Annotated in this window: 19 protein-coding genes, 1 pseudogene and 1 other annotated feature; of the genes and pseudogenes, 3 read left to right on the forward strand and 17 right to left on the reverse strand. The window is 45.9% G+C overall.

The window, feature by feature from the left end:
• Position 1 precedes the first annotated feature (1 nt).
• The 6 genes from gpmI to araE all read right to left on the reverse strand — a co-directional run bounded on the left by gpmI (position 2) and on the right by araE (position 7,591).
• Positions 2-1,537, reverse strand: a complete 1,536-nt coding sequence (gene gpmI / locus AC07VD_RS01525) for a 2,3-bisphosphoglycerate-independent phosphoglycerate mutase (RefSeq protein ID WP_003228330.1) — start codon at positions 1,535-1,537, stop codon at positions 2-4.
• Positions 1,530-2,291, reverse strand: a complete 762-nt coding sequence (gene tpiA, locus AC07VD_RS01530) for a triose-phosphate isomerase (protein ID WP_003243394.1) — start codon at positions 2,289-2,291, stop codon at positions 1,530-1,532. The genes gpmI and tpiA overlap by 8 nt, the downstream gene beginning before the upstream one ends.
• Positions 2,292-2,321: 30 nt before the next feature.
• Positions 2,322-3,506, reverse strand: a complete 1,185-nt coding sequence (locus tag AC07VD_RS01535) for a phosphoglycerate kinase (RefSeq protein ID WP_003243051.1) — start codon at positions 3,504-3,506, stop codon at positions 2,322-2,324.
• A gap of 316 nt (positions 3,507-3,822) precedes the next feature.
• Positions 3,823-4,830 (reverse strand): type I glyceraldehyde-3-phosphate dehydrogenase, encoded by a 1,008-nt coding sequence (gene gap, locus AC07VD_RS01540; RefSeq protein ID WP_003219957.1) that lies wholly within the window; start codon positions 4,828-4,830, stop codon positions 3,823-3,825.
• 46 nt (positions 4,831-4,876) lie between these two features.
• On the reverse strand, positions 4,877-5,899 hold the full coding sequence (gene cggR / locus AC07VD_RS01545) for a gapA transcriptional regulator CggR (RefSeq protein WP_009968188.1): 1,023 nt from the start codon (positions 5,897-5,899) through the stop codon (positions 4,877-4,879).
• 297 nt (positions 5,900-6,196) lie between these two features.
• The gene (gene araE, locus AC07VD_RS01550; RefSeq protein WP_003243899.1) at positions 6,197-7,591 is read right to left on the reverse strand and encodes an arabinose-proton symporter AraE; all 1,395 of its coding nucleotides are present in this window, start codon (positions 7,589-7,591) and stop codon (positions 6,197-6,199) included.
• A 203-nt stretch (positions 7,592-7,794) separates the two neighbouring features.
• Between araE and araR the strand changes: the two genes are divergently transcribed.
• A complete protein-coding gene (araR, locus tag AC07VD_RS01555) occupies positions 7,795-8,883 on the forward strand; it encodes an arabinose utilization transcriptional regulator AraR (protein WP_456521161.1) in 1,089 nt (362 codons plus the stop codon).
• A gap of 48 nt (positions 8,884-8,931) precedes the next feature.
• On the opposite strand, the gene AC07VD_RS01560 is transcribed toward araR, so the two are convergent.
• The gene (locus AC07VD_RS01560; protein ID WP_003228318.1) at positions 8,932-9,942 is read right to left on the reverse strand and encodes an LLM class flavin-dependent oxidoreductase; all 1,011 of its coding nucleotides are present in this window, start codon (positions 9,940-9,942) and stop codon (positions 8,932-8,934) included.
• 156 nt (positions 9,943-10,098) lie between these two features.
• Positions 10,099-10,977, reverse strand: a complete 879-nt coding sequence (locus AC07VD_RS01565) for a LysR family transcriptional regulator (RefSeq protein ID WP_003243271.1) — start codon at positions 10,975-10,977, stop codon at positions 10,099-10,101.
• 99 nt (positions 10,978-11,076) lie between these two features.
• Between AC07VD_RS01565 and AC07VD_RS01570 the strand changes: the two genes are divergently transcribed.
• On the forward strand, positions 11,077-11,994 hold the full coding sequence (locus tag AC07VD_RS01570) for a DMT family transporter (RefSeq protein ID WP_029946021.1): 918 nt from the start codon (positions 11,077-11,079) through the stop codon (positions 11,992-11,994).
• Between the two features lie 40 nt (positions 11,995-12,034).
• On the opposite strand, the gene AC07VD_RS01575 is transcribed toward AC07VD_RS01570, so the two are convergent.
• The 9 genes and pseudogenes from AC07VD_RS01575 to AC07VD_RS01615 form a co-directional block, all read right to left on the reverse strand.
• The gene (locus AC07VD_RS01575) at positions 12,035-13,378 is read right to left on the reverse strand and encodes an amino acid permease (protein WP_101169610.1); all 1,344 of its coding nucleotides are present in this window, start codon (positions 13,376-13,378) and stop codon (positions 12,035-12,037) included.
• A gap of 68 nt (positions 13,379-13,446) precedes the next feature.
• Positions 13,447-13,682: a binding site (T-box leader), on the reverse strand.
• A 97-nt stretch (positions 13,683-13,779) separates the two neighbouring features.
• Positions 13,780-14,814 (reverse strand): annotated as a pseudogene (locus tag AC07VD_RS01580) (glycosyl hydrolase family 18 protein).
• 107 nt (positions 14,815-14,921) lie between these two features.
• Complete coding sequence (lutC, locus tag AC07VD_RS01585) at positions 14,922-15,644, reverse strand: lactate utilization protein LutC (protein ID WP_064671573.1); 723 nt, start codon at positions 15,642-15,644, stop codon at positions 14,922-14,924.
• Positions 15,644-17,083 (reverse strand): lactate utilization iron-sulfur protein LutB, encoded by a 1,440-nt coding sequence (gene lutB, locus AC07VD_RS01590; RefSeq protein ID WP_485919708.1) that lies wholly within the window; start codon positions 17,081-17,083, stop codon positions 15,644-15,646. The genes lutC and lutB overlap by 1 nt, the downstream gene beginning before the upstream one ends.
• Before the next feature lie 26 nt (positions 17,084-17,109).
• The gene (gene lutA, locus AC07VD_RS01595) at positions 17,110-17,826 is read right to left on the reverse strand and encodes a lactate utilization iron-sulfur protein LutA (RefSeq protein ID WP_024573483.1); all 717 of its coding nucleotides are present in this window, start codon (positions 17,824-17,826) and stop codon (positions 17,110-17,112) included.
• Between the two features lie 174 nt (positions 17,827-18,000).
• Entirely contained in the window at positions 18,001-18,603 is a 603-nt protein-coding gene (gene yvfU / locus AC07VD_RS01600) for a two-component system response regulator YvfU (protein ID WP_015251201.1), read from the reverse strand.
• Positions 18,604-18,619: 16 nt separating this feature from the next.
• Positions 18,620-19,735, reverse strand: a complete 1,116-nt coding sequence (gene yvfT / locus AC07VD_RS01605; RefSeq protein WP_029318384.1) for a two-component system sensor histidine kinase YvfT — start codon at positions 19,733-19,735, stop codon at positions 18,620-18,622.
• 3 nt (positions 19,736-19,738) lie between these two features.
• The gene (locus AC07VD_RS01610; protein ID WP_494721588.1) at positions 19,739-20,476 is read right to left on the reverse strand and encodes an ABC transporter permease; all 738 of its coding nucleotides are present in this window, start codon (positions 20,474-20,476) and stop codon (positions 19,739-19,741) included.
• On the reverse strand, positions 20,477-21,382 hold the full coding sequence (locus AC07VD_RS01615) for an ABC transporter ATP-binding protein (RefSeq protein WP_336804399.1): 906 nt from the start codon (positions 21,380-21,382) through the stop codon (positions 20,477-20,479). It lies immediately after the preceding gene.
• A 283-nt stretch (positions 21,383-21,665) separates the two neighbouring features.
• Between AC07VD_RS01615 and rsbQ the strand changes: the two genes are divergently transcribed.
• The gene (rsbQ, locus tag AC07VD_RS01620; RefSeq protein WP_003228292.1) at positions 21,666-22,475 is read left to right on the forward strand and encodes a sigma factor SigB/phosphatase RsbP regulator RsbQ; all 810 of its coding nucleotides are present in this window, start codon (positions 21,666-21,668) and stop codon (positions 22,473-22,475) included.
• The last annotated feature ends 24 nt before the right edge of the window (positions 22,476-22,499 follow it).

Below are 22,499 nucleotides of genomic sequence, written 5' to 3' on the forward strand. Positions count from 1 at the left end.
ATTATTTTTGAATTAAAGATGTTCCTGTCATTTCTTTCGGTTTTTCAACACCAAGAAGGTCTAATAACGTTGGTGCAAGGTCGCCTAGGATTCCGCCTTCACGCAGCGTAATGCCTTCTTTCGTTACAATCACAGGGACTGGGTTTGTTGTATGCGCAGTGTGCGGTTCGCCTGATTCTGTAATCAGAATGTCAGCATTACCGTGATCAGCGGTAATGATGGCGTGTCCGCCTTTAGCAAGAATCGCGTCAACGACTTCGCCCAAGCATTCGTCCACTGCTTCAATTGCTTTAATTGTTGGTTCAACCATTCCGGAGTGGCCGACCATATCAGGGTTTGCGAAGTTAAGAATGATCGCGTCATGCTTGTCAGCTTCAATTTCTTTGACAAGCGCGTCTTTCACTTCATACGCACTCATCTCAGGCTTCAAGTCATACGTTGCAACTTTAGGCGAGTTGATGAGAATACGCTCTTCACCCGGGAATTCAGCTTCACGGCCGCCGCTCATAAAGAACGTGACGTGCGGATACTTTTCAGTTTCTGCAATTCGAAGCTGTTTTAACCCGTGCTGAGATAATACTTCTCCGACTGTGTTATCAAGATTTATCGGTTTAAACGCTACATAGCCGTCAACTGTTTCACTGAAGTGAGTCAGGCAGACGAAATACAGGTTCTTTGGATAATTCTCGCCGCGGTCGAAGTCACGGAAGTCTTTGTTTGTGAACGTGTTGGAAATCTGGATGGCGCGGTCCGGTCTGAAATTATAGAAAATCACAGAATCGCCGTCTTGGATTTTCGCAACAGGCTCACCGTTTTCTTTTGTGATGACAGATGGAATCACGAATTCATCGTAGATACCATTTGCATATGAATCATCAACAACATCCAGGGCGCTGCGGTAAGAAGGGCCTTCGCCGTACGCCATTGCGCGGTACGCTTTTTCTACACGGTCCCAGCGTTTGTCGCGGTCCATAGAGTAGTAACGTCCGGAAATGCTGGCGATTTCACCCACACCGATTTCCTTGATTTGATCGTTCAGCTGGTTGATGTACGTTTTCGCTGTCTGCGGACCTACATCACGGCCGTCAAGGAAGCCATGGATATAAACCTTTGTCAGCCCTTCTTTTTTCGCAAGCTTTAACAGTGCGAATAAATGGTTGATATGGCTGTGCACGCCTCCGTCAGATAAAAGACCGAACAGGTGCAAGGCTTTGTTGTTTTCTTTCGCGTTGCTGATCGCGTCAAGGAATGTTTGATTGCGTTCGAACTCTCCTTCACGAATGGCAACATTTACGCGTGTTAAGCTTTGGTACACAATACGTCCCGCACCGATATTTAAGTGACCTACCTCGGAGTTCCCCATTTGCCCTTCAGGAAGACCTACAGCCTCGCCTGAAGCAGTCAATGTTTGATGAGGATACTGGTTCCAGTAGCGGTCAAAATTCGGTTTTTTCGCTAAAGCGACTGCGTTCCCTACTGTTTCGTTACGTAATCCGAACCCATCAAGAATGATGAGTGCAGCTGGTTTTTTACTCATATTGACCTTCCTCCAATAATTGAACGAATGACTGTGGCTCAAGGCTCGCGCCGCCGACCAAAGCACCGTCAATATCGGACTCTGCCATATATTCTTTAATGTTTGCAGGCTTTACGCTTCCGCCATATTGGATGCGAAGCTTGTCTGCAGCTTCTTGGCTGAAGCTTTCAGCGACGGTTTTACGGATATGCGCACACACGTCATTCGCATCTTTCGCTGTAGAAGATTTGCCTGTTCCGATTGCCCAGATTGGCTCATACGCAATAACAGAAGCAGCAACTTGTTCTTCAGAAAGACCAGCAAGGCCTTTTTTCACTTGGTCAGCAACAAGATCATTTGTTTTGCCGGCTTCACGCTCTTCAAGCGTTTCACCTACACAGATGATCGGCACAATGCCGTGTTTGAAAGCTGCGTGTGCTTTTTTGTTAACTGTTTCATCAGTTTCAGCGAACATTTCACGGCGCTCAGAGTGGCCGATGACGCAGTAGTCAACGCCAAGGTCTTTCAGAGCAACCGGGCTGATTTCGCCTGTGAACGCGCCGCTTTCTTCGAAGTGCATGTTTTGAGCGCCGACTTTTAGGTCAGTGCCTTTAACAGCAGAAGCAAGCTTTTCTAAGAAAAGCGCTGGCGCGCAAACAACAGCTTCAGCTTTGTCTGCTGCTGGAATGGAAGATTTCACTTCTTCAACGAAGCTGACAGCTTCGCCGAGTGTTTTGTTCATTTTCCAGTTACCGGCGATAATTGGTTTTCTCATCTGTTCCACTTCCTTATAGCAGTTTTGAGATTATTTATCGTTCAGTGCAGCTACCCCTGGAAGCTCTTTGCCTTCCATAAACTCAAGGGATGCGCCGCCGCCTGTTGAGATGTGGCTCATTTTGTCAGCAAGGCCGAATTTTTCAACCGCTGCTGCAGAGTCTCCTCCGCCGATGACAGAGTATGTATCTTTCGCCTCTGCCAATGCTTCCGCAACCGCTTTTGTTCCTTGAGCGAACAAGTCGATTTCGAATACGCCCATCGGTCCGTTCCACACGACAAGTTTGCTGTTTTTGATGACGTCAGCATACGTTTCGCGTGTTTTCGTACCAATGTCGATTGCTTCTAAATCACTAGGGATTTCAGAGATCGGCACAATTTTCACGTTTGCATCGTTAGAGAAATCATCTGCAACGAGTACATCTTCAGGCATGTAGAAGTTAACGCCTTTTTCTTTAGCGCGGTCCATAAATGATTTCGCAAGCTCGATTTTATCCTCTTCAAGAAGAGATTTACCGACTTCATAGCCAAGCGCTTTTACGAAAGTATAAGCAAGACCTCCGCCGATGATCAGGTTGTCTACTTTATCAAGAAGACTTTCGATTACACCGATTTTGTCTTTTACTTTCGCTCCGCCGATGATCGCTGTGAACGGGCGGTCAGGATTGGAAACCGCTTTTCCAAGTACATCAAGCTCTTTTTCCATTAAGAAACCTGCAACTGCTGGCAGATGCTCGGCAATTCCAGCTGTAGATGCGTGAGCACGGTGGGCAGCACCGAATGCGTCATTTACATATACATCTGCAAGCTCAGCAAATGCTTTTGCAAGCTCAGGGTCATTTTTCTCTTCACCAGGATAGAAACGTACGTTTTCCAATACAAGAACGTCTCCGTCCTTCATCTCGGAAATTTGTGCTTTTACAGCATCGCCGTATGCTTCATCCGCTTTTTTCACTTCTTTTCCAAGCAGTTCGCCGAGACGTGCAGCGACAGGAGTTAAACGAAGCTCCTCAACCACTTCGCCTTTCGGGCGGCCTAAGTGGCTCGCAAGAAGGACTTTTGCGCCTTGGTCTGCAAGGTGTTTGATTGTTGGAAGCGCAGCACGGATACGTGTATCGTCTGTTACTTCCCCGTCTTTCATTGGAACGTTAAAGTCGACGCGGCAGAATACAACTTTGCCTTTTACGTCGATGTCTTTGAGAGTTTTCTTATTCATGCCTAGGAGATCCTCCTTCAAAATGGTTTGCATACAGCACGAAAAACGTGAAACCGTCTGTTCAAGCGATAACGCCGCTAGGGCAGATCGCAGTCTTTTTCGGCACAGGGCAGTTCGTCTAAAAGCCAGGGCAGCGGCCTTAGGCGAAAGTGCCGGCAAAGCTGCTTAAAACGCGGTCGTTTCTCTATCACAGAGCGTTTTCTGAAAGCCGGTCTTCATGGAAAAAGGGAAAGGGAGTCCGTCCCCTTCCCTTGTCCGCTTTCATTATAGCGCTTCTATTCGAAAGAACCAAGTCAGGTCCTTTTTCAGCTATAAATTAAAGACCTTTTTTTGCGATGTAAGCTGCAAGGTCAACAACGCGGTTAGAGTAGCCGCTTTCGTTATCGTACCAAGAGATTACTTTTACCATGCTGCCTTCCATAACCATTGTAGAAAGAGCATCGATTGTAGAAGAGTTTTTGTTTCCGTTGTAGTCGCCAGAAACTAATGGCTCTTCGCTGTAGCCAAGGATTCCTTTAAGGTCGCCTTCAGCCGCTTCTTTAAGAGCTGCGTTTACTTCTTCAGCTGTTACTTCTTGGTTCAGTTCAGCAACCAAGTCAACTAGAGAAACGTTTGGAGTTGGAACACGCATTGCTCCACCGTTCAGTTTGCCTTTTAGTTCAGGAAGAACTAGAGAAACTGCTTTAGCAGCACCAGTTGATGTTGGGATGATGTTTTCAGCTGCTGCACGCGCACGACGGTAGTCTTTGTGCGGAAGATCAAGGATTTGCTGATCGTTTGTGTAAGAGTGAACAGTTGTCATCATACCGCGTTTGATGCCGAATTTATCGTTAAGTACTTTTGCAAACGGCGCAAGGCAGTTTGTTGTGCAAGATGCGTTAGAGATAACATCGTGGTTAGCCGCATCGTATTTATCTTCGTTAACACCCATAACGATTGTGATATCTTCTTCGTTAGCAGGAGCAGAGATGATTACTTTTTTCGCGCCAGCTTCTAAGTGTTTCGCAGCGTCTGCGCGTTTTGTGAAGAAACCAGTAGATTCAACTACGATTTCAACGCCTTGTTTGCCCCAGCTAAGTTTAGCAGGATCGCGTTCTGCAGAAACTTCAATTGTTTTGCCGTTAACAACAAGGTTGTTACCGTCAACTGAAACTTCAGCGTCTAATTTTCCGTGTACAGAATCATATTGTAAAAGGTGAGCCAGCATGTTAGCATCTGTTAAATCGTTAACCGCTACTACCTCAACTTCAGGATTGTTTAATGCTGCGCGGAATACGTTACGTCCAATACGACCAAAACCGTTAATACCGACTTTTACTGCCATGATTGTTTCCTCCTTTAAATAAGTGAGAGATATTTATATTGAGGGATTATTCATCCCTTAATAACTTCTTTGCGGCTCCTTCGTCTGTGACGAGAACCGTGTTGCGTGGCTTTTTAAAGTAAGCCTCGATCGCCTCGGCTTTTGATGATCCGCCCGCTACCGCAATAATATCGGGGATGGCGTCTATGTCATCCAGCTGCATTCCGACAGAATGCACTTTGTGAACCACTTCGCCGTCCGCGTTAAAATAGTAGCCGAACGCTTCTGTCACCGCGTCGTTATCATCTATTTTCTTTAAGTCTTCTAAAGGCGTGTTTCTGCGCTGAGCCATAGTTTTAGCTTCGCCGATTCCATGAACCAGCATACTCGCTGATTTAATGGTGTTCAGCACCTCTTTGACAGAAGGCTCTTCAATAATAGATGAATAGGCGCCTTGTGACAGCTGTCCCGGAACAAACAAAAGCCGGTAAGTGCCTGAAGCCTTCTCCGCCATATGCGCGCATATGGTGTTCGCCTGGTTTTTCACATCTTCGCCTAAACCGCCTCTTGCAGGCACAAACAAAAGCTCGCGGTTTTTAGAATCCGGCGTCATCATTTCGGCGACAGCTTCAATTGTCGTACCGCCAGTTACAGCGACGATATTTTTGCCTGAAAATCTTTTTTTCATACATGCGACAGCCGCTCTTCCCATTTCTTTTTTGACCCATGGGGATTGATCGCTGTCTCCGGATACGATAATGGCATCCTTCAGATTTAAACGTTCTTTTAATGTCTTTTCCAAAAGAGTCAAACCTAAAACATCTTTCATCGTATCTTCCAAAACAGAAAGCAGTTCATAGCCCTCTTCTGTCAATGTCATGCCGTTTGTCTTAATATCGACCAGGTTCTGTTCCTTTAAAAACTGAACCTCGCCCCTCAGCACACGCTCGCTGATTCCGAGACTGGCAGACAGGCTTCTTCGCCCGATGGGTTCTGTCAGCCTGATATACTGCAAGATTTCAAACCTCTTTTGCATAACGAGCAGAAGATCAGGCAATAATTTTTTTTGAGCTTGTATTAACTGGTTCATGACTCAAACGTTCCTTCCTTTTTTGCTGGACATTATATGTCCCGCTATGACAAAAAACGTCCCGTCATAGCCAAAAAAAATCATTTCTGCTTTCTTTAATTATTTTAACAGGGTGGAATTGTTTATTCAACTGTTAAGAGCCAATTCATCGACAATATTCACAGAGTTTTCATGCCGCGTCGTTTTATCCAGCAATATTTTATCCTATATATCTTTATCTTATACAGAAAGCGCCAAATGGTGCATCCCAATATAAACAGCCCTTCCCGTAGAAAGGGCTGTTTCATTAAAGCGTTTTCATTTTATCCAAAGCTTTTCAATTTCCTCGAGCGATTTGTTCTTCGTTTCCGGACAGATCGTAACGACAAACAGGAAACAAAGGATGTTAATCACCGCAAAGATCCAAAATGTATAGGCGAGCCCGAAAGAATCGATCATCATTGGCACAAACTGTCCGATCGCCCAGTTTGCTCCCCATAAAAAGATGGTCGCAATGCCCGCGGCCCGCGCACGCAGATGGTTCGGGAAGATTTCAGAAATCATAATCCATGTGATCGGTCCGACCGAGACACAGAAAGCAGCGACAAAACCTAATATAAGGACGATCATCATGATCCCGCTTGTTAACTCAAAATAAAACGACGTCCCGATTAAAATCATAAAAATAGCCATAAAAGCAGAACCGATGGACATCAGTTTTTTTCGTCCGACTTTATCGATCAGCAACACCGCAATAACGGTAAAAATAACTTCTACAACCCCGACGATACAAGTCGTCACAAATCCGGCGTTTTGCCCGAATCCCATCATTTTAAAGATTTCCGGCCCGTAGTAAGTAATCGCGTTCATGCCGATGACTTGGTTAAACAGCGCCAGCAGGATTCCAATGACAAGCGCCTTTCTGAGACCCGGCTTAAACAGCTGGGAGAGCGACCCCATTTGTTCTATTTTTAAAGAGTTCTCAATGTTCTTTAATTCTTCTTTTGCAACAGTTTCTCCATTAATACGTGTCAGGATCTTTAAAGCTTCATTTGTTTTGCCCGCTTTCGCCAGCCATCTCGGACTTTCCGGGACGACGAGCAGGACAAGGAAAAAAATGACGGACGGCACCATTCCATAAGCAAGCATCCATCTCCAGCCGGTGTGCACGCCCCATTCGTATGTTCCGGACCGCTGCACAGCTAGATTAATAAAGTATGTTGCGGAAATCCCCAGTATCGTAAAGAGCTGATATAAGGAAGATAAACTTCCGCGTATGGCGGGCGGTGCCGCTTCTGTAATATACGTAACAGAGAGCGATGAGCCCATCCCGATTCCCAGCCCCCCGATAATCCTTGCAATGATTAAGGTGGACACGTCTTGAGAAAGCGCTGAAACGATTGCTGATATCGCAAATAACAAAGCGGCTGTCATTAAAATTTTTCTCCGGCCGAATCTGTCACTTAAAAATCCGGATATCCCGACGCCCACAACTCCTCCAATCATAATGCTTGAAATGACAAGTCCCTCCATAAACGGACTCAGGCTGTATAAATCTTTCAGAAAACCGATGGCGCCAGAAATCACTGCCGTGTCATAGCCATACAATAAGCCGCCAAGCCCCGCCGCACATGAGATCAAAATGACAAATCCCATTGAATGGCTTCGTGTTACAGGAACATTTGGTTCTAATTGAGTTGGAGTATTCTTCATTTCCCTGCCCTCCCGAATGTTGAGTAAAGCGTTTTCATTCAAAACTTCAATTGTACGTACTTATATTAAAATTTAACGAAAATTACATTTAATTAGTACGTACAAATATAGAATAATCTTGTTTGCATTTTCTGTCAATGTTTTCTTACAAAGAACGCTGTGATATACTGAAATTTGTCCGTATACATTTTGGAGGAATGGATATGTTACCAAAATACGCGCAAGTAAAAGAAGAAATCAGTTCATGGATTAATCAAGGCAAAATACTGCCCGATCAAAAAATCCCTACCGAAAACGAATTAATGCAGCAATTCGGCGTCAGCCGGCATACCATCCGCAAAGCGATCGGAGACCTCGTATCACAAGGTCTGCTGTACAGCGTGCAAGGCGGAGGCACCTTTGTCGCTTCACGCTCTGCTAAGTCAGCGCTGCATTCCAATAAAACGATCGGTGTTTTGACAACCTACATATCAGACTATATTTTCCCGAGCATCATCAGAGGAATCGAGTCCTATTTAAGCGAGCAGGGGTATTCTATGCTTTTGACAAGCACAAACAACAACCCGGACAACGAAAGAAGAGGCTTAGAAAACCTGCTGTCCCAGCATATTGACGGACTCATCGTAGAACCGACAAAAAGCGCCCTTCAAACCCCAAACATCGGCTATTATCTGAACTTGGAGAAAAACGGCATTCCTTTTGCGATGATTAACGCGTCATATGCCGAGCTTGCCGCGCCAAGTTTTACCTTGGATGATGTGAAAGGCGGGATGATGGCGGCGGAGCATTTGCTTTCTCTCGGCCACACGCATATGATGGGTATTTTTAAAGCTGATGACACACAAGGCGTGAAACGGATGAACGGATTTATACAGGCGCACCGGGAGCGCGAGTTGTTTCCTTCTCCGGATATGATCGTGACATTTACAACGGAAGAAAAAGAATCAAAACTTCTGAAGAAAGTAAAAGCCACACTGGAGAAAAACAGCAAGCACATGCCGACAGCCATTCTTTGTTATAACGATGAAATTGCGCTGAAGGTGATTGATATGCTGAGGGAGATGGATCTTAAAGTGCCGGAGGATATGTCTATTGTCGGGTACGATGATTCACATTTCGCCCAAATCTCAGAAGTGAAACTAACCTCTGTCAAACATCCGAAATCAGTGCTTGGAAAAGCAGCCGCCAAATATGTCATTGACTGCTTAGAGCATAAAAAGCCGAAGCAAGAGGATGTCATATTTGAGCCTGAGTTGATCATTCGCCAGTCCGCACGAAAACTGAATGAATAAAAAAAGCAATGTATGGGTCTCCCCGCTACATTGCTTTTTTTATAGCCGTTATCTGTTTTTCCAAACGTCAGCGATGATTTCAAACGAACGCATTCTGTCTGCGTGTTCAAAGGTTTCTGAGTTAACCATAATTTCGTCAGCCTGTGTCGTTTTGACGAAATCTTCAAGCTTCGCCTTCACTTCTTCCGGACCTCCGACAATCGTGGAGCTCAGCTGCTCATTGACCATCGCTTTTTCATACGGGCTCCAAATTTGATCCATATCCTCAACAGGCGGTTTAAGCTGGTTCGGCGTACCGCGGACAAGATCAAGAAACCTTTGATAATGCGAAGTCGCAAGGTGCTGCGCTTTCTCGTTTGTATCTGCCGCGATAATGGTGACACCGACCATCGCATACGGTTCGTCGAGCACGTCTGACGGCGTGAAGGAATTGCGGTAAAGCTCCAATGCAGGAACCGTATTCGCTGGTGAGAAATGAGCGGCAAAGGCAAACGGAAGACCTAGTTCACCTGCCAGACGGGCGCTGAAGCCGCTTGAGCCCAGCAGCCAAATCGGCACATCTATGCCCTCTCCGGGAATGGCGCGAACTTGATTGCGCACATTTCCTGACGGTTTAAAATAATTGCGCAGTTCCTCTAATTGTTCTGGAAAATCCTCCCCGCTGTTGATGTTTCTGCGGAGTGCTCTGGCTGTCAACTGGTCTGTTCCCGGCGCACGTCCAAGCCCCAGATCAATCCGCCCGGGATACAGTGTTTCCAGTGTGCCGAATTGTTCAGCAATGACTAATGAAGAGTGGTTCGGGAGCATAATGCCGCCGGAACCGACGCGGATTTTCTTCGTGCCTCCGGCAATATGGCCAATCAAAACTGCGGTGGCAGAGCTTGCAACACCTTCTATATTATGATGTTCAGCAAGCCAGTAACGGTGATAGCCCCATTCCTCTGCCCGGCGCGCCAAGTCCATGCTGTTTCGGAATGATTCTGCAATCGTTCCTCCCTGAACAACCGGAGATAAATTCAAGACAGAAAGCAAGGTATCTTTGCGTTGGTTGTTAGACATATTGTTCTCCTTTGCAAATGTGTTATCAGTAAACAGCCCAAAGCTGTCAGGTCATGATTGAAAGAACTTCTATCACACCATAACACAACTGCATTCAGGAATAAAAGAATTTGATTCGATGAAATTCGAACAATATAAAACGAACGGTTTGGAACATTATTCTGCTCCAAACAGCTCCTTAGCCATCTCAATAAAGAGCTTAGCCGCCAGAGAAGCCTCCTTTAGCGACGGAACAGCAAGCTGCACATCACGGTATACCTGCGGGTCCAATTCCCGGGTCACCACATGCTCTGGCAGCGGCATCCCCGACATGGACATTTCTGATAAAATGGCCAGGCCCAGTCCTTCTCTGATCATACTGATCGAGGTGTTGATGTTATAGACCGTGAAAGCTGGGTGCAGCGTAGCACCCGCCTGCCTGAACATATCGATAAATGGTGATTCATAGCCGCCGTCACAGACGATCATCGGTTCATGGTCAAGATCTTTCAGCGTAATGGCTGAATGACTGGCAAGCGGGTGATCGTCCCTGAGCACGACAGCCATTTTGTCTTTTTTCAAATGAATGTACTCCATCTCCTCTGTTGGATACAGAAGAATCCCAACATCTATCATCCGCGTATGAAGCCACTCCTTGACTTCATTTACAGTTCCCTCGTGCAGCACGAGCTCAAGTTTCGGATATTTTTGTTTAAATTCACTGATCAGCTTCGGCATAAAATAAGCCGAGGCAGTTGAGAATGTGCCGATATGGATCGTTCCCAGTTCAAGCCCTTTTTCCGCTGCTGCTACCTGCTCAACTTTTTCAATGCCTTTTAAGACTTCTCTGATGTGTACTAAGATCTGTTTTCCCGTATCCGTCAGCATCAGGCCATTGCGGCGGTCACGAATGATCAGCTTTACATCAAGCTCAGCTTCGATCGCAGAAATCGCATGGCTGACAGCCGGCTGTGTCATGTTCAGCGCCTGACCCGCTTTTGTAAAGCTTCCCGTTTCAGCTATTTTCACAAAAACCTTTAATTGAGTAATGGTCATAACAATTTACTTATGCTCCTTATAAAAAAGATTCATTTTATTTATCTTATGTTCTACCGTATCATATGATGGAAAAGTTCTACAAGGAGTGAATGAACAATGAAGCAGCTCTCAAAAACGCGGACAGCTCTCCTGCTCGCATTTCTCGTCATCATGTGGGGCGTCAATTGGCCGCTGTCCAAAGCCGCGCTCGCCTATTCTCCGCCATTATTGTTCGCGGGCATCCGAACGCTGATCGGCGGGCTTTTATTAGTCATTGTCGCACTGCCGCGTATTCATAAATTACGCTTAAAAGAAACGTGGCCGATTTATCTTGTTTCTGCTCTTTTAAATATTACGTTATTCTACGGCCTGCAAACGATCGGGCTGAATTATCTTCCGGCCGGCCTGTTTTCTGCAATCGTCTTCTTCCAGCCTGTTCTGATGGGTGTATTTTCTTGGCTGTGGCTCGGCGAATCCATGTTTGTAATGAAAGTGATCGGACTCATCCTCGGTTTTGCGGGAGTAGCCGTCATTAGTGCTGCGGGCTTTGGCGGGCATATTTCTGTCATTGGGGTTCTGCTGGCTCTCGGCTCCGCAATCAGCTGGGCGCTCGGGACGGTATATATGAAAAAAACAGGCAGCCGCGTCGATTCCATCTGGATGGTCGCTCTGCAGCTGACGATCGGAAGCGTGTTTCTGCTTATATCCGGCTTTTGGACAGAAAGCTTTTCGGCGATCCAATGGACAGCTCCGTTTATCACGAGCCTGCTGTTTATCTCCGTATTCGTTATCGCACTCGGCTGGCTTGTCTTTTTTACGCTTGTCGGTTCAGGAGAAGCAAGCAAGGTCGCATCTTATACTTTTTTGATTCCGCTCATATCAATCGTGGCCAGCTCCATTTTCCTGCATGAACCGCTCACCCTTAGCCTCTTGGCAGGGCTGCTGCTGATTGTCACGAGCATCTGTCTCGTGAATACAAAATCAAAAGCGCAGAAAGCTGCGGCGATTGGTATAAACGAGAAAGCTGCACAATAATAAAAACCCTCTTGCCGGATGCGGCAAGAGGGTTTCTTATTTACTGATGCTTGCGTCCTTTGACCAAATATGCAACTGTAATCAAAAGGTAGATCGCCGCAGTAATGCCGGTAATGACAATTGATGTTGTCATGATGACCCCGATCAGAATGGCGAGTAATGCCACAATCGCAAACCATGTCGTGTACGGGAACCATTTTACATAATAGGCCGGTGTTTCCGTTTGCTGTTTTCTCGATTTTAAATGAGCGAATCCGATGATCAGCCAAATGAATAAAACGGTATATCCCAATGATCCCATTAAATAATTAAATGTTTGGCTTCCTGCGAACAGAGAAATCAATACGCCAATATAGAGAGAAGAAGTGCACATCAGAATCGCAAACATCGGTACGTTTTTCGATGAAAGCTTCGAGAAGACCTTTGGAAGCCTTCCGTCACTTGCCTGTGTATACAAAATGCGTGATGATCCGTATAAACCTGAATTCATAGAAGAAATGATCGCCAGCAGGATGACTGCATTCATGATATGATCCGCGCCCGGAATGCCTACCATTTTAAAGACCATCACGAAAGGACTTTCCGGGACGGAATTGACTTGGTTCCATGGAATCAGGCTGACGATGATGAAAAACGGCAGCAGGTAAAACGCGACAATCCGTGTCAGTGTGCTGCGGACAGCTTTCGGGACAACCTTTTCCGGATTTTTTGTCTCTGCAAGCGTTACACCGATAATTTCTGTACCGCCGTAAGAGTAGATGACGACAAGCATCGCCGTGATCAGCCCTGTGCCGCCGTGCGGGAAAAATCCGCCGTGGTCTGTCAGATTTGAAAATCCGGATGCTGTATGATCACCGAATGATACAAATAAGAGCAGCAATCCCAGAATAATAAAGATAATAATAACGGTAATCTTGATCATTGCCAGCCAATATTCGGTTTCGGCGAAGATTTTAACAGAAAGCAAGTTTACAATCGTGACGATAAGAGAAATTCCTAATGCCAACACCCAGATCGGGCAGCCCGGCAGCCAATATTGAATGAAAATCGCAGCTACAACAGCTTCAGCCGCAATGTTAAGCACCCACATTTTCCAGTAGATCCAGTCCAAAAAGTAAGCGGCGTAATTTCCCAATACCTGCTGGACAAGATCACGGAAGGTTCTGGCGTTACGGTTTCGAACAGCCATTTCCGCCAGCCCCTGCATAATAAACAGCAAAATAATCCCGCCGAGCAGATATGCGAGAATTACAGATGGCCCTGCCACATCGATCGCTGAGCTGCTCCCCTTAAATAAACCTGCGCCGATTGCGCCGCCCAGCGCCATCATCATAATATGGCGGGACGTCATCGTGCGTTTTAACGTTTGATTGTCGTTTTTCATCCTCTTCTACCTCTCCTTCTCGTTTTCAAAAACAAAAAAGCCCGCCGTCTCCTACCTAATCTAATAGATAAAGAGACGACGAGCCTTCGGCTGACCGCGGTACCACTCTTGTTGATTCTTCATGAAGAATCCTGCTTTTGACCTGTAACGAAGGTTAGCCGTTAAAACATAGGGAATATTCAATCTATTCCGTTCCGTCTTACCACTCCCGGGCGAGTTCAAAGAAGAATCAGGCTGCGTCGCACCACCCCGCAGTTCTCTGTTCTGATCACTTTCTTTTACTGCTCCCAATCTATGTGTTTTAGTTTTCTGAAAAACTCAAATTTTATGATCTGAATATATTAACATAATATACGTGCTTCTCTTTTAACTGTCAATAACTTCAGAGAAAAAAGAAACTGTTATTTTGTCCCTTTTCGAATGGCTTTCCAAAAGGATTCTGACTCGTTTCCTAATGCGTAAACTGAAACACCTGCTATTTTATATTGCTTTGCCAGATGGCTTTTCGTTTGAACGGTTTTTTCGTTTTCATACCACACGACATGTTTATGCTTCTTTTTGTCAACATAAGAAAACGTCATCGAGCCTGATTTTTTGTTGAATGCCGGCTTTGCTTTTTGTTTTTTGATGAGGGATTTGAGCTCATTCCATTCCCTTATTGTGCTGGTACTTCCGTCTTTTACATCCCAGTCATAGCCGTACGCAGGGATTCCCATGATGACTTTATTGGCTTTGATCTTTTTGACTGAAAACTGCAGAGAGCTTTTGATCCAGTTTGTGCTTGCCACTGACCCTGGCTCACCCCAAATGCCATGTTCGTCGTAGGTCATGACTTGTACGAAGTCGGCATATTTGCCGATTTTCGCATAATCATACGGCCAGCTCCAGTCATCATTTTTATCATCGGCGCTTTTGGCCGGAACGGATACCATTGTTTTAATATGTTTCTTGTTCAAAGCCTGTCAGACATATTGAATGAAGGTCGAGTACGCAGCGCGGTCTTCTGGATTTACTGCTTCAAAATCGATATTAATTCCGTAATATGAGTGCTTTTTGGCCAGTGTAATTAACTGATCTGTGAATCGTTTTTTCGCTGTTTTATTACTCATGACTCGACTCGCTAAATCTCCGTCAAAATCATAAATGGCATCATTATAGTTTGAAATGACAGCCCATGTCTTGATTTTTTTCTTTTTCGCATATGTCAGCTGCTTGCTTGGGGCATCGCCAATGATTCGTCCGTTTTTTTCAAACGCAAATGTATCGGTTGCGATGGCATTCATGTATGTATGATATTTCGTAAGAGAATTGTATGAAGCCGTATCCCCAGTCGTGTAGCCTAGTGTCATTCCGGCTGCCTTCGCTTCTCCTTTTGTATACATAAACAGAACAATCGCAATCGCCAGTGAAACCGCTATGATCAGCCATTTTTTCATCGCATTTCCTCCTGTATCAAGTCATACTCTTCTCATCGGCCAAAAAATTGGAAGTTGAAGTTTCTTCAAGCAAAAAGCCCGGCATATGCCTGCCGGGCTTCCTGAGTTCAGCGGTCAGAGACGAGAATATATGCTGCCTTTACAGGTCCGTGCACTCCCACAACTAAATCCATTTCAATGTCTGCTGAGTTGCTCGGTCCGGTAATGTAGTTGATACATGAAGGAACAGTGTCACCGTTCGCAATGTTTTGGCGGATGATATCACTGGCTTGTGTCATTCTCGGTACAATGCTTGATTTCGGCACGATCGCAATATAAGTCGTCGGCAGAAGGCTGACAGATCGGCCGATGTCTTTTGAGGAGAAGAGGACAACCGTCCCCGACTCAGCCAATGTAATTTCGCTGAATGTAATCCCTACATTGGCTTGCTCCGCTTTTTTGATATTTTCCTCGCCTTTGTCAGCATCCCACTCCCAGACCGGCGTTCCTTCACTCGGCCAGTCCTTGGTGAGCAGGCTTTTCAGTCCGTATTCTTCAAAGCGGGGGTCCTTCGGAATGATGACAGGGCCTCCGGAAAAGCGGCTGACTTGCTCGCGCAGGGCATCATAAAGGCCGGTTGAATCCGTTTCAATCAGCTCTGTATGGATTTTGACACAATGGTTTTTGAGCACTGTGACTAAGTCATCCGCTGAATAACCTTCAAGTGTTTTATATTGCGGCTGATGCGCCCATTCAGGGACTGCCACGCCTCCTGTTCTTCTTTCACGGCCCAGGCTGGATGCGATTCGATTTAAAAAGCTCTCTTGATTCTGAATGGTTCCCTTCGTCATCACTGCTCCTCCTTCGTGCGTTCACATGTTTCTCTGTCCGCAAACCAGTCTCTGAATCTCGATTTATGCGGTGCCGGGAAGTCACGGATCTGTGTCCAATTTTTAAGCGGGCCGGGCCCTTTCGAAATTTTTTCGTCCTCTGTAAAAGGCGTCATGGCGGCCGGCGCCCATTTTGAGCCCATTTTGTAAAGCGATAAAGAGGATGCGCCAAGTCCGAATGCTTTCATTGCAAGCTTTTCACTGATCGGCGCTCTGCCTTCTTTTTCGACGATATTCTGACGATGCTTGAGTAGCAGCTCATGAAGCGGGATTTTGACCGGGCAGGCTTCTGAACAAGCAGCGCACAGTGAAGACGCGTACGGCAGCTCCTTATAATCGTCATAACCGCCGAGCAACGGCGATAAAACCGCTCCGATCGGTCCCGAGTAGATTGAGCCGTATGAATGTCCGCCGACATGGCGGTACACAGGACAGACATTGATACAGGCGGCACAGCGGATACATTGCAGCACAGACTGGAATTCCGTTCCAAGGATATTGGATCGTCCATTGTCAACGATGACAAGATGGAATTCTTCCGGACCGTCCACTTCACCTTCCAGCTTCGGACCCGTCAAAGCTGTAATATAACTTGTCAGCCGCTGTCCGACAGCACTTCTTGTCAGCATGCTGACAAGCACTTCAAATTCAGAAAATGACGGGACAATCCGCTCCATTCCCATGACGGTAATTTGTGTTTTCGGCAAGGTGCTCACAAGCCGTCCATTTCCTTCATTGGTCACAAGGCTGACAGAACCCGTGTCAGCGATGGCGAAGTTACAGCCGGTAATGCCGATATCCGCTTCCAGAAACTTTTTCCGGAGAATGGCGCGCGCATGCATCACCAGCTCTTCCGGTTTTTCTGTATGTTGATAGTCCAGCCTTTCTTTAAACACATCGCGTATCTGCTCTTTATTTTTATGGAGGGCGGGCGCTACGATATGTGACGGCGGATCGTGATCATCGATCTGCAAAATATACTCGCCGAGATCGGTTTCTACGACTTCACAGCCTTCCTTCTCCAGCACCTCATTCAGATTGATTTCCTCTGTGACCATTGATTTAGATTTCACAATTTTCTTCCCGTTCTTCTTTTGAATGACATCACGAATATAAGAAGACGCCTCTTCCGCTGTTTCCGCGAAATAGACATGTCCGCCTCTTTTCGCCACATTTTCGGCAAGCTGTCCAAGATAGAAATCAAGGTTTTCAAGGACATGCTGCCTGATTTCCTCTGATAATGAGCGCCACTCCTCCCAGTTTCCCAGTTCTTCTGCTGCCTCTAGGCGCCGCGTCCGCAGACGCTCCTGTGCACCCGAAACAGCGCCTCTCATAAATTCATTATCAATCCCCTGTGATACCCGCTCTTTAAAAGCGTCAGTACCGATTTTCATCGCCATGATCCTTTCCCCCTCTGAATCCAGTTTTATCTGCTGTTGAGCACTTCGGCGATGTGCATCACTTTGACATTCTTATCTTTTCGGCCAAGCCGTCCCCCGATATTCATCAAACAGCCGCAGTCAGCACCGATCAGCACCTCTGCTCCCGTTTCCTCCACACATTCGACTTTTTCATCGACCATCTGCTCAGAAATCTGCGCCATCTTGACGGAGAACGTTCCTCCGAATCCGCAGCAGTTATGTTTGCCCGGAAGCTCTGTAAACTGCAGGCCCTTCACATGGCTCAACAGCTTCATCGGCTCCTCCCGAACACCCAGCAGCCTAGTCATATGGCACGACGTATGTAAGGTCGCTTTTGTATGAAGGGTCGCGCCGACATCCTCTACTCCAAGTACGTTCACAATAAAATCTGTCAGTTCATACGTTTTATCCGCCAGCTTTTGCGCTTTATCGGCCCATTTCGGATCATCCTGAAAAAGGTGCGGATACTCCCGGAACATCGTTGTGCAGGAACCGGAAGGACTGACAACATATTCGGAATCCTGAAACGTTTCGATCATCCGTTTCATTGCTTTTTTGGCGTCATTTACATAGCCGCTGTTGTAAGCCGGCTGCCCGCAGCAAATCTGCCCTTCCGGAAAATCAACCTCACACCCAAGCCGCTCCAGCAGCTCAACCGTTGCTTTTCCGACATTTGTTTGAAACATATCAACAAGACAAGTGACAAAAAGTGAGACTTTCATGATGAACCCCTCTCTCATCCCCAATATATGATCAGGTCATCTGATGACCTGAGTTAAAATAACTATATGAATATCGTACACTATTCTGATAATAGAAGGGAAGGGTTTTCTAGGGATATTTTCATTTGTGGCATATCAAAAACACTCCCGATCTCCCAGGAGTGCAGTATATGGTTAAATCCAGCCCTTTTCCTCAGCAATGCTGGCGGCTTCTGTCCGATTTTTCGCATTAAGCTTTTGGATGATTTCTGAGATATAGTTTCGAACTGTGCCTTGAGATAAATAGAGCTCCAGCGTAATGTCTTTTGTTGTCTTGCCTAAAGCCGCAAGCCTCAGAATTTCTTGCTCTCTAACGGTTAGCGGATTTTCGTCTCGCATCATATTAAACGTCAGCTCAGGGCTGAAGACACGTTTTCCCTTTACACATTTTCGAATGGCATCGGCCAGATCGTCAATTTCGCCGTCTTTCAGCAGATAGCCATGTGCACCGGCCTTTACGGCGCGTTCAAAATATCCGGGGCGAGCAAAGGTGGTTAAAATAATGACCTTGCTGACGCAGCCTTTTTTCATTAATTCCTCTGCCACATCCAGCCCGCTTCGAACCGGCATTTCAATGTCCATAATGCATACATCCGGCTCCAGCTTCAAAATAGCATGTAGCGCCTCTTCCCCGTTTAATGCTTGTCCGATGACTGTCATATCCTCTTCTAAATCAAGCAAAGATCCCAAAGCGCCTAAAAGCATTCGCTGGTCCTCAGCAATAAACAGACGAATCATTCTTTTCGTCCTCCAATCATTCTGCTTTTTTAATAAGCGGAATCGTCAGTGCCACAACCGTTCCGTTATGATCTGAAACCGTTAATCCCCCTTCAATGAGCATGAGCCGTTCTTCCATTCCCCGCAGGCCATTCCCAAACATTTTCTCCTTCGGCGCTCCCTTTCCGTCATCCCGTATCACGATCCTCATTTTGTCAGCAAACTGAGAAATGGTGATGGCACAGTGGGTTGCTTTGCTGTGCTTGATAATGTTAGTCACGGCTTCCCGCATACACATACTGATAATATTTTGAGTGACGGGAGATATCGCTGAAAAGTCGTCGGCCCCTTCGTATTGAAAGGTAATGTTCCCCGCTCTTAATATGTGCTGAATGTTTACGAGCTCCTCTGTTATCGTGACCGTCCTCATATCAGAAACCAGCTCTCGAACTTGCTTGAGTGCGGATCGTGAGCTGGTTTCCATTTCTTTTGCCTCAAGCTTGGTCCGTTCTGGATCAGATGCAGCCAGCCGCTGAATGAGCTGGCTTTTTAATGTAAGCAGCGACAGGGTGTGGCCAAGAGTATCGTGAAGATCACGGGCGATTCGAACACGCTCCTCTCTTTTAGAGAGTTCTTTTATCTGTTCGTTGGCTTGTGCAAGCTTATTTTCAAGCTCAATTCTCCGAAACATAGAACGAATGCCGAATGGAGAAATGAGCATAATGACGAGAAACGGGAGAACAGAAAAAAGCTCCCGGAGCGAGACCGAATTCGCGATAAATTGGTATAGGCATGGAAAAAGCAGTATAAAGATTAAAGCGCAGAACGCACGGTTAAAATTCGTTTTCTCTTTGAAATAGCCAACAAAGTTTGCCGGGAAAAAACCTAAGTATATATAGGTGATATTGTAAAACACACTATACATCAAAATAACCGCCATTTGCACGATAAGCCAATATGTAAACGAAGCTTTGCCCACGCTGCAGAATAACTGGCGATATGCCGCTACAAAAAGGAGCAGCATGCCATATCCGATCCCCTGTTTGACACCTGATTCTTTTAATAAAGAGAGGAACGGCATAATCGTATACACCAGAAAGATATAAGGGAAAAACCCGAATTCCTTCGGGAAAATAGATATTGCCTTTTTCATGTATTACACCGCTTCTTGTTTTCTTCTTATGTATTTAGATAGTAGCATGAAGAGCATCATATAAGCGATTAATATCAGAATATTTTTCCAAGTCGGACTCCCACCCCGGACAAGTTCCCACGCTCCGCTCCCGAAATGATAAGACGGAAGCCGCTGGCCAATGCTCTGCATCATGTCAGGCATGACCTCAAACGGCATCCACATCCCTCCGCCTAAAGCCAGCAGCATATAAAGCACATTACTGATTCCGGCCGCTGTTTCTACTTTTCTCATGAGGCCGATTAGTGTACCTAATGCTAAAAAAGGCAATGCGCCAAACAAAATCCACAGTCCGCTCATCAACCATTCAAACGGTGACAAGGCAATATCATTGATGATTGCGCCGAACAGAAATATGACGGTAATTGATAAAACGTGAATGACACTTTGGCCGATCATCTGAGCTGATAAATAGATATGATCCGGAAGAGGCGTAAGGCGGATAAAGGCGGCCCAGCCTTGTGACCGTTCTTGTACCATTCGGATGCCAAGCGTCATGATAGAGGAACCCATCACGCTGAAGACTGTCATCGACATCAGGTAATGGGCTTCCCATGCACGTTGATCAGGGACGTTGGTATTTACTACATTTGTAAAGAAATAATAAAAGGCAATCGGCATGATCAGAGACCAAAGCACAAAATACTTGTTCCTAAGCACCCTTTTCATTTCAGCGATGCTTTGCTTTTGCAGCATGTTCACTCACATCGCCTCCCTGTTGCCGTCAGCCAGCTGGCGAAATGCCTCATCGAGCGTCGCTTGCTCAATTCGAATATTTCGTGCTGGGATGTTTTCTTGAAAGATCAGCGCCAACACTTTGTCTGTATTTGATGTCTGGATGATGGTTCTCTCATGCTCGTGGATCACTCTCTCGACTTCCGGGTGACAAGACAGCCTTTCCACTGATTCACTTGAATGAAGCGTAAAGGAAACAGACTGTTTTTGCATTCTTGAGCGGATTTGCATTGGTGAGTCGTCTGCAACAAGCCGTCCTTCAGTAAAAAATAGGATTCGCTGTGCGGCATCGTCTGCTTCCTGTAAATAATGTGTTGAAAAAATAATTGTTTTTCCTTGGTCCGACAGTCCGTGAATGGTCTGCCAGAATCGGTGTCTTGATGAAGTGTCCATGCCGACTGTCGGTTCATCAAGTATAAGCAGCTCCGGGTTCCCGGCAAGAGCCAAAGCAAAGCTCAAACGGCGTTTTTGTCCGCCGGATAATTTTTCTGCTCTTGTTTTCAAATCTTCTTTGGTGAGTGCTGTTAACGAAACGAGTTCTTTCATGGACAATGGATTCGGATAATAGCTCCGGAAAAGTTCAAGGATTTCATCCACCTTAAGGCCCGGCATGACACTTACTTCCTGAAGCATTACACCTATTTTTTCACGAACCTGTTGATCATCGGGAACCCGGTTAAATAGTTTGATTTCTCCCTCACTCGGTTTCAGCAATCCTAATATCATCGAGATGACGGTCGTCTTCCCTGCCCCATTTGGCCCGAGAATGGCTGCAATTTCTCCTTTTTCAATACTGAAGCTGATGTTGTTTACAGCGGTTTTTCGCTGGAAATGTTTTGTCACGTTGCTTACTGTTACTGCTTCTTTCATCACATGAGCACCTCCTGATCGTTTACATTGATTGTAAAATGACGGAGAAGACGATGTTAGTATGGGGTGTCATGATGATGGAGTGACAAATGTCATTTTTTTCTCACCCCGGTGTCTAGGCAATCCTCCTCCTGCATCTTCCAATTCATCCATCTTTTCTATCTCCCATGTCCTCTTTCTTTTAAACTGCTGTGACATTCATAGAAAGATACACTCTTCAAACCATCCGAGTGTTATGATAGAAATATTGAACTTTATATTACTTTCCGGCTGAAAGGAGCCAATCATGAACGAAGCGATTTTGTCTAGAAATCATGTGAAGGTGAAAGGCAGCGGCAAAGCATCTATCATGTTCGCACCTGGTTTTGGATGCGATCAAAGCGTGTGGAATGCCGTGGCACCTGCCTTTGAAGAAGATCATCGGGTGATTTTATTTGATTACGTCGGTTCGGGACATTCAGATTTGCGCGCATATGACCTGAATCGTTACCAGACACTTGACGGCTATGCCCAGGATGTTCTTGATGTTTGTGAAGCTTTAGATCTGAAGGAAACCGTGTTTGTGGGGCACTCCGTCGGAGCCTTGATTGGGATGCTTGCATCCATCCGCCGCCCGGAGCTTTTTTCCCATCTGGTGATGGTGGGGCCTTCTCCTTGCTATTTGAATGATCCGCCTGAGTATTACGGAGGATTTGAAGAGGAGCAGCTCCTTGGCTTGCTGGAGATGATGGAGAAAAATTATATCGGCTGGGCGACTGTATTTGCGGCAACCGTTCTGAATCAGCCAGATCGGCCTGAAATTAAGGAAGAGCTTGAAAGCCGTTTTTGTTCTACTGATCCTGTCATTGCCCGCCAATTCGCGAAAGCGGCGTTTTTTTCTGATCACCGAGAGGATCTTTCGAAGGTAACGGTTCCCTCTCTTATTCTCCAATGTGCAGATGATATCATCGCACCTGCAACAGTAGGTAAGTATATGCATCAGCATCTGCCTTATAGCAGTCTGAAACAAATGGAGGCTCGCGGACATTGCCCTCATATGAGCCATCCAGATGAGACGATACAGCTGATCGGCGATTATTTAAAAGCACACGTGTGATATAGGAACGAAAGGGATAGAGGT

Source organism: Bacillus sp. GW821-FHT01G09, from assembly GCF_059422205.1.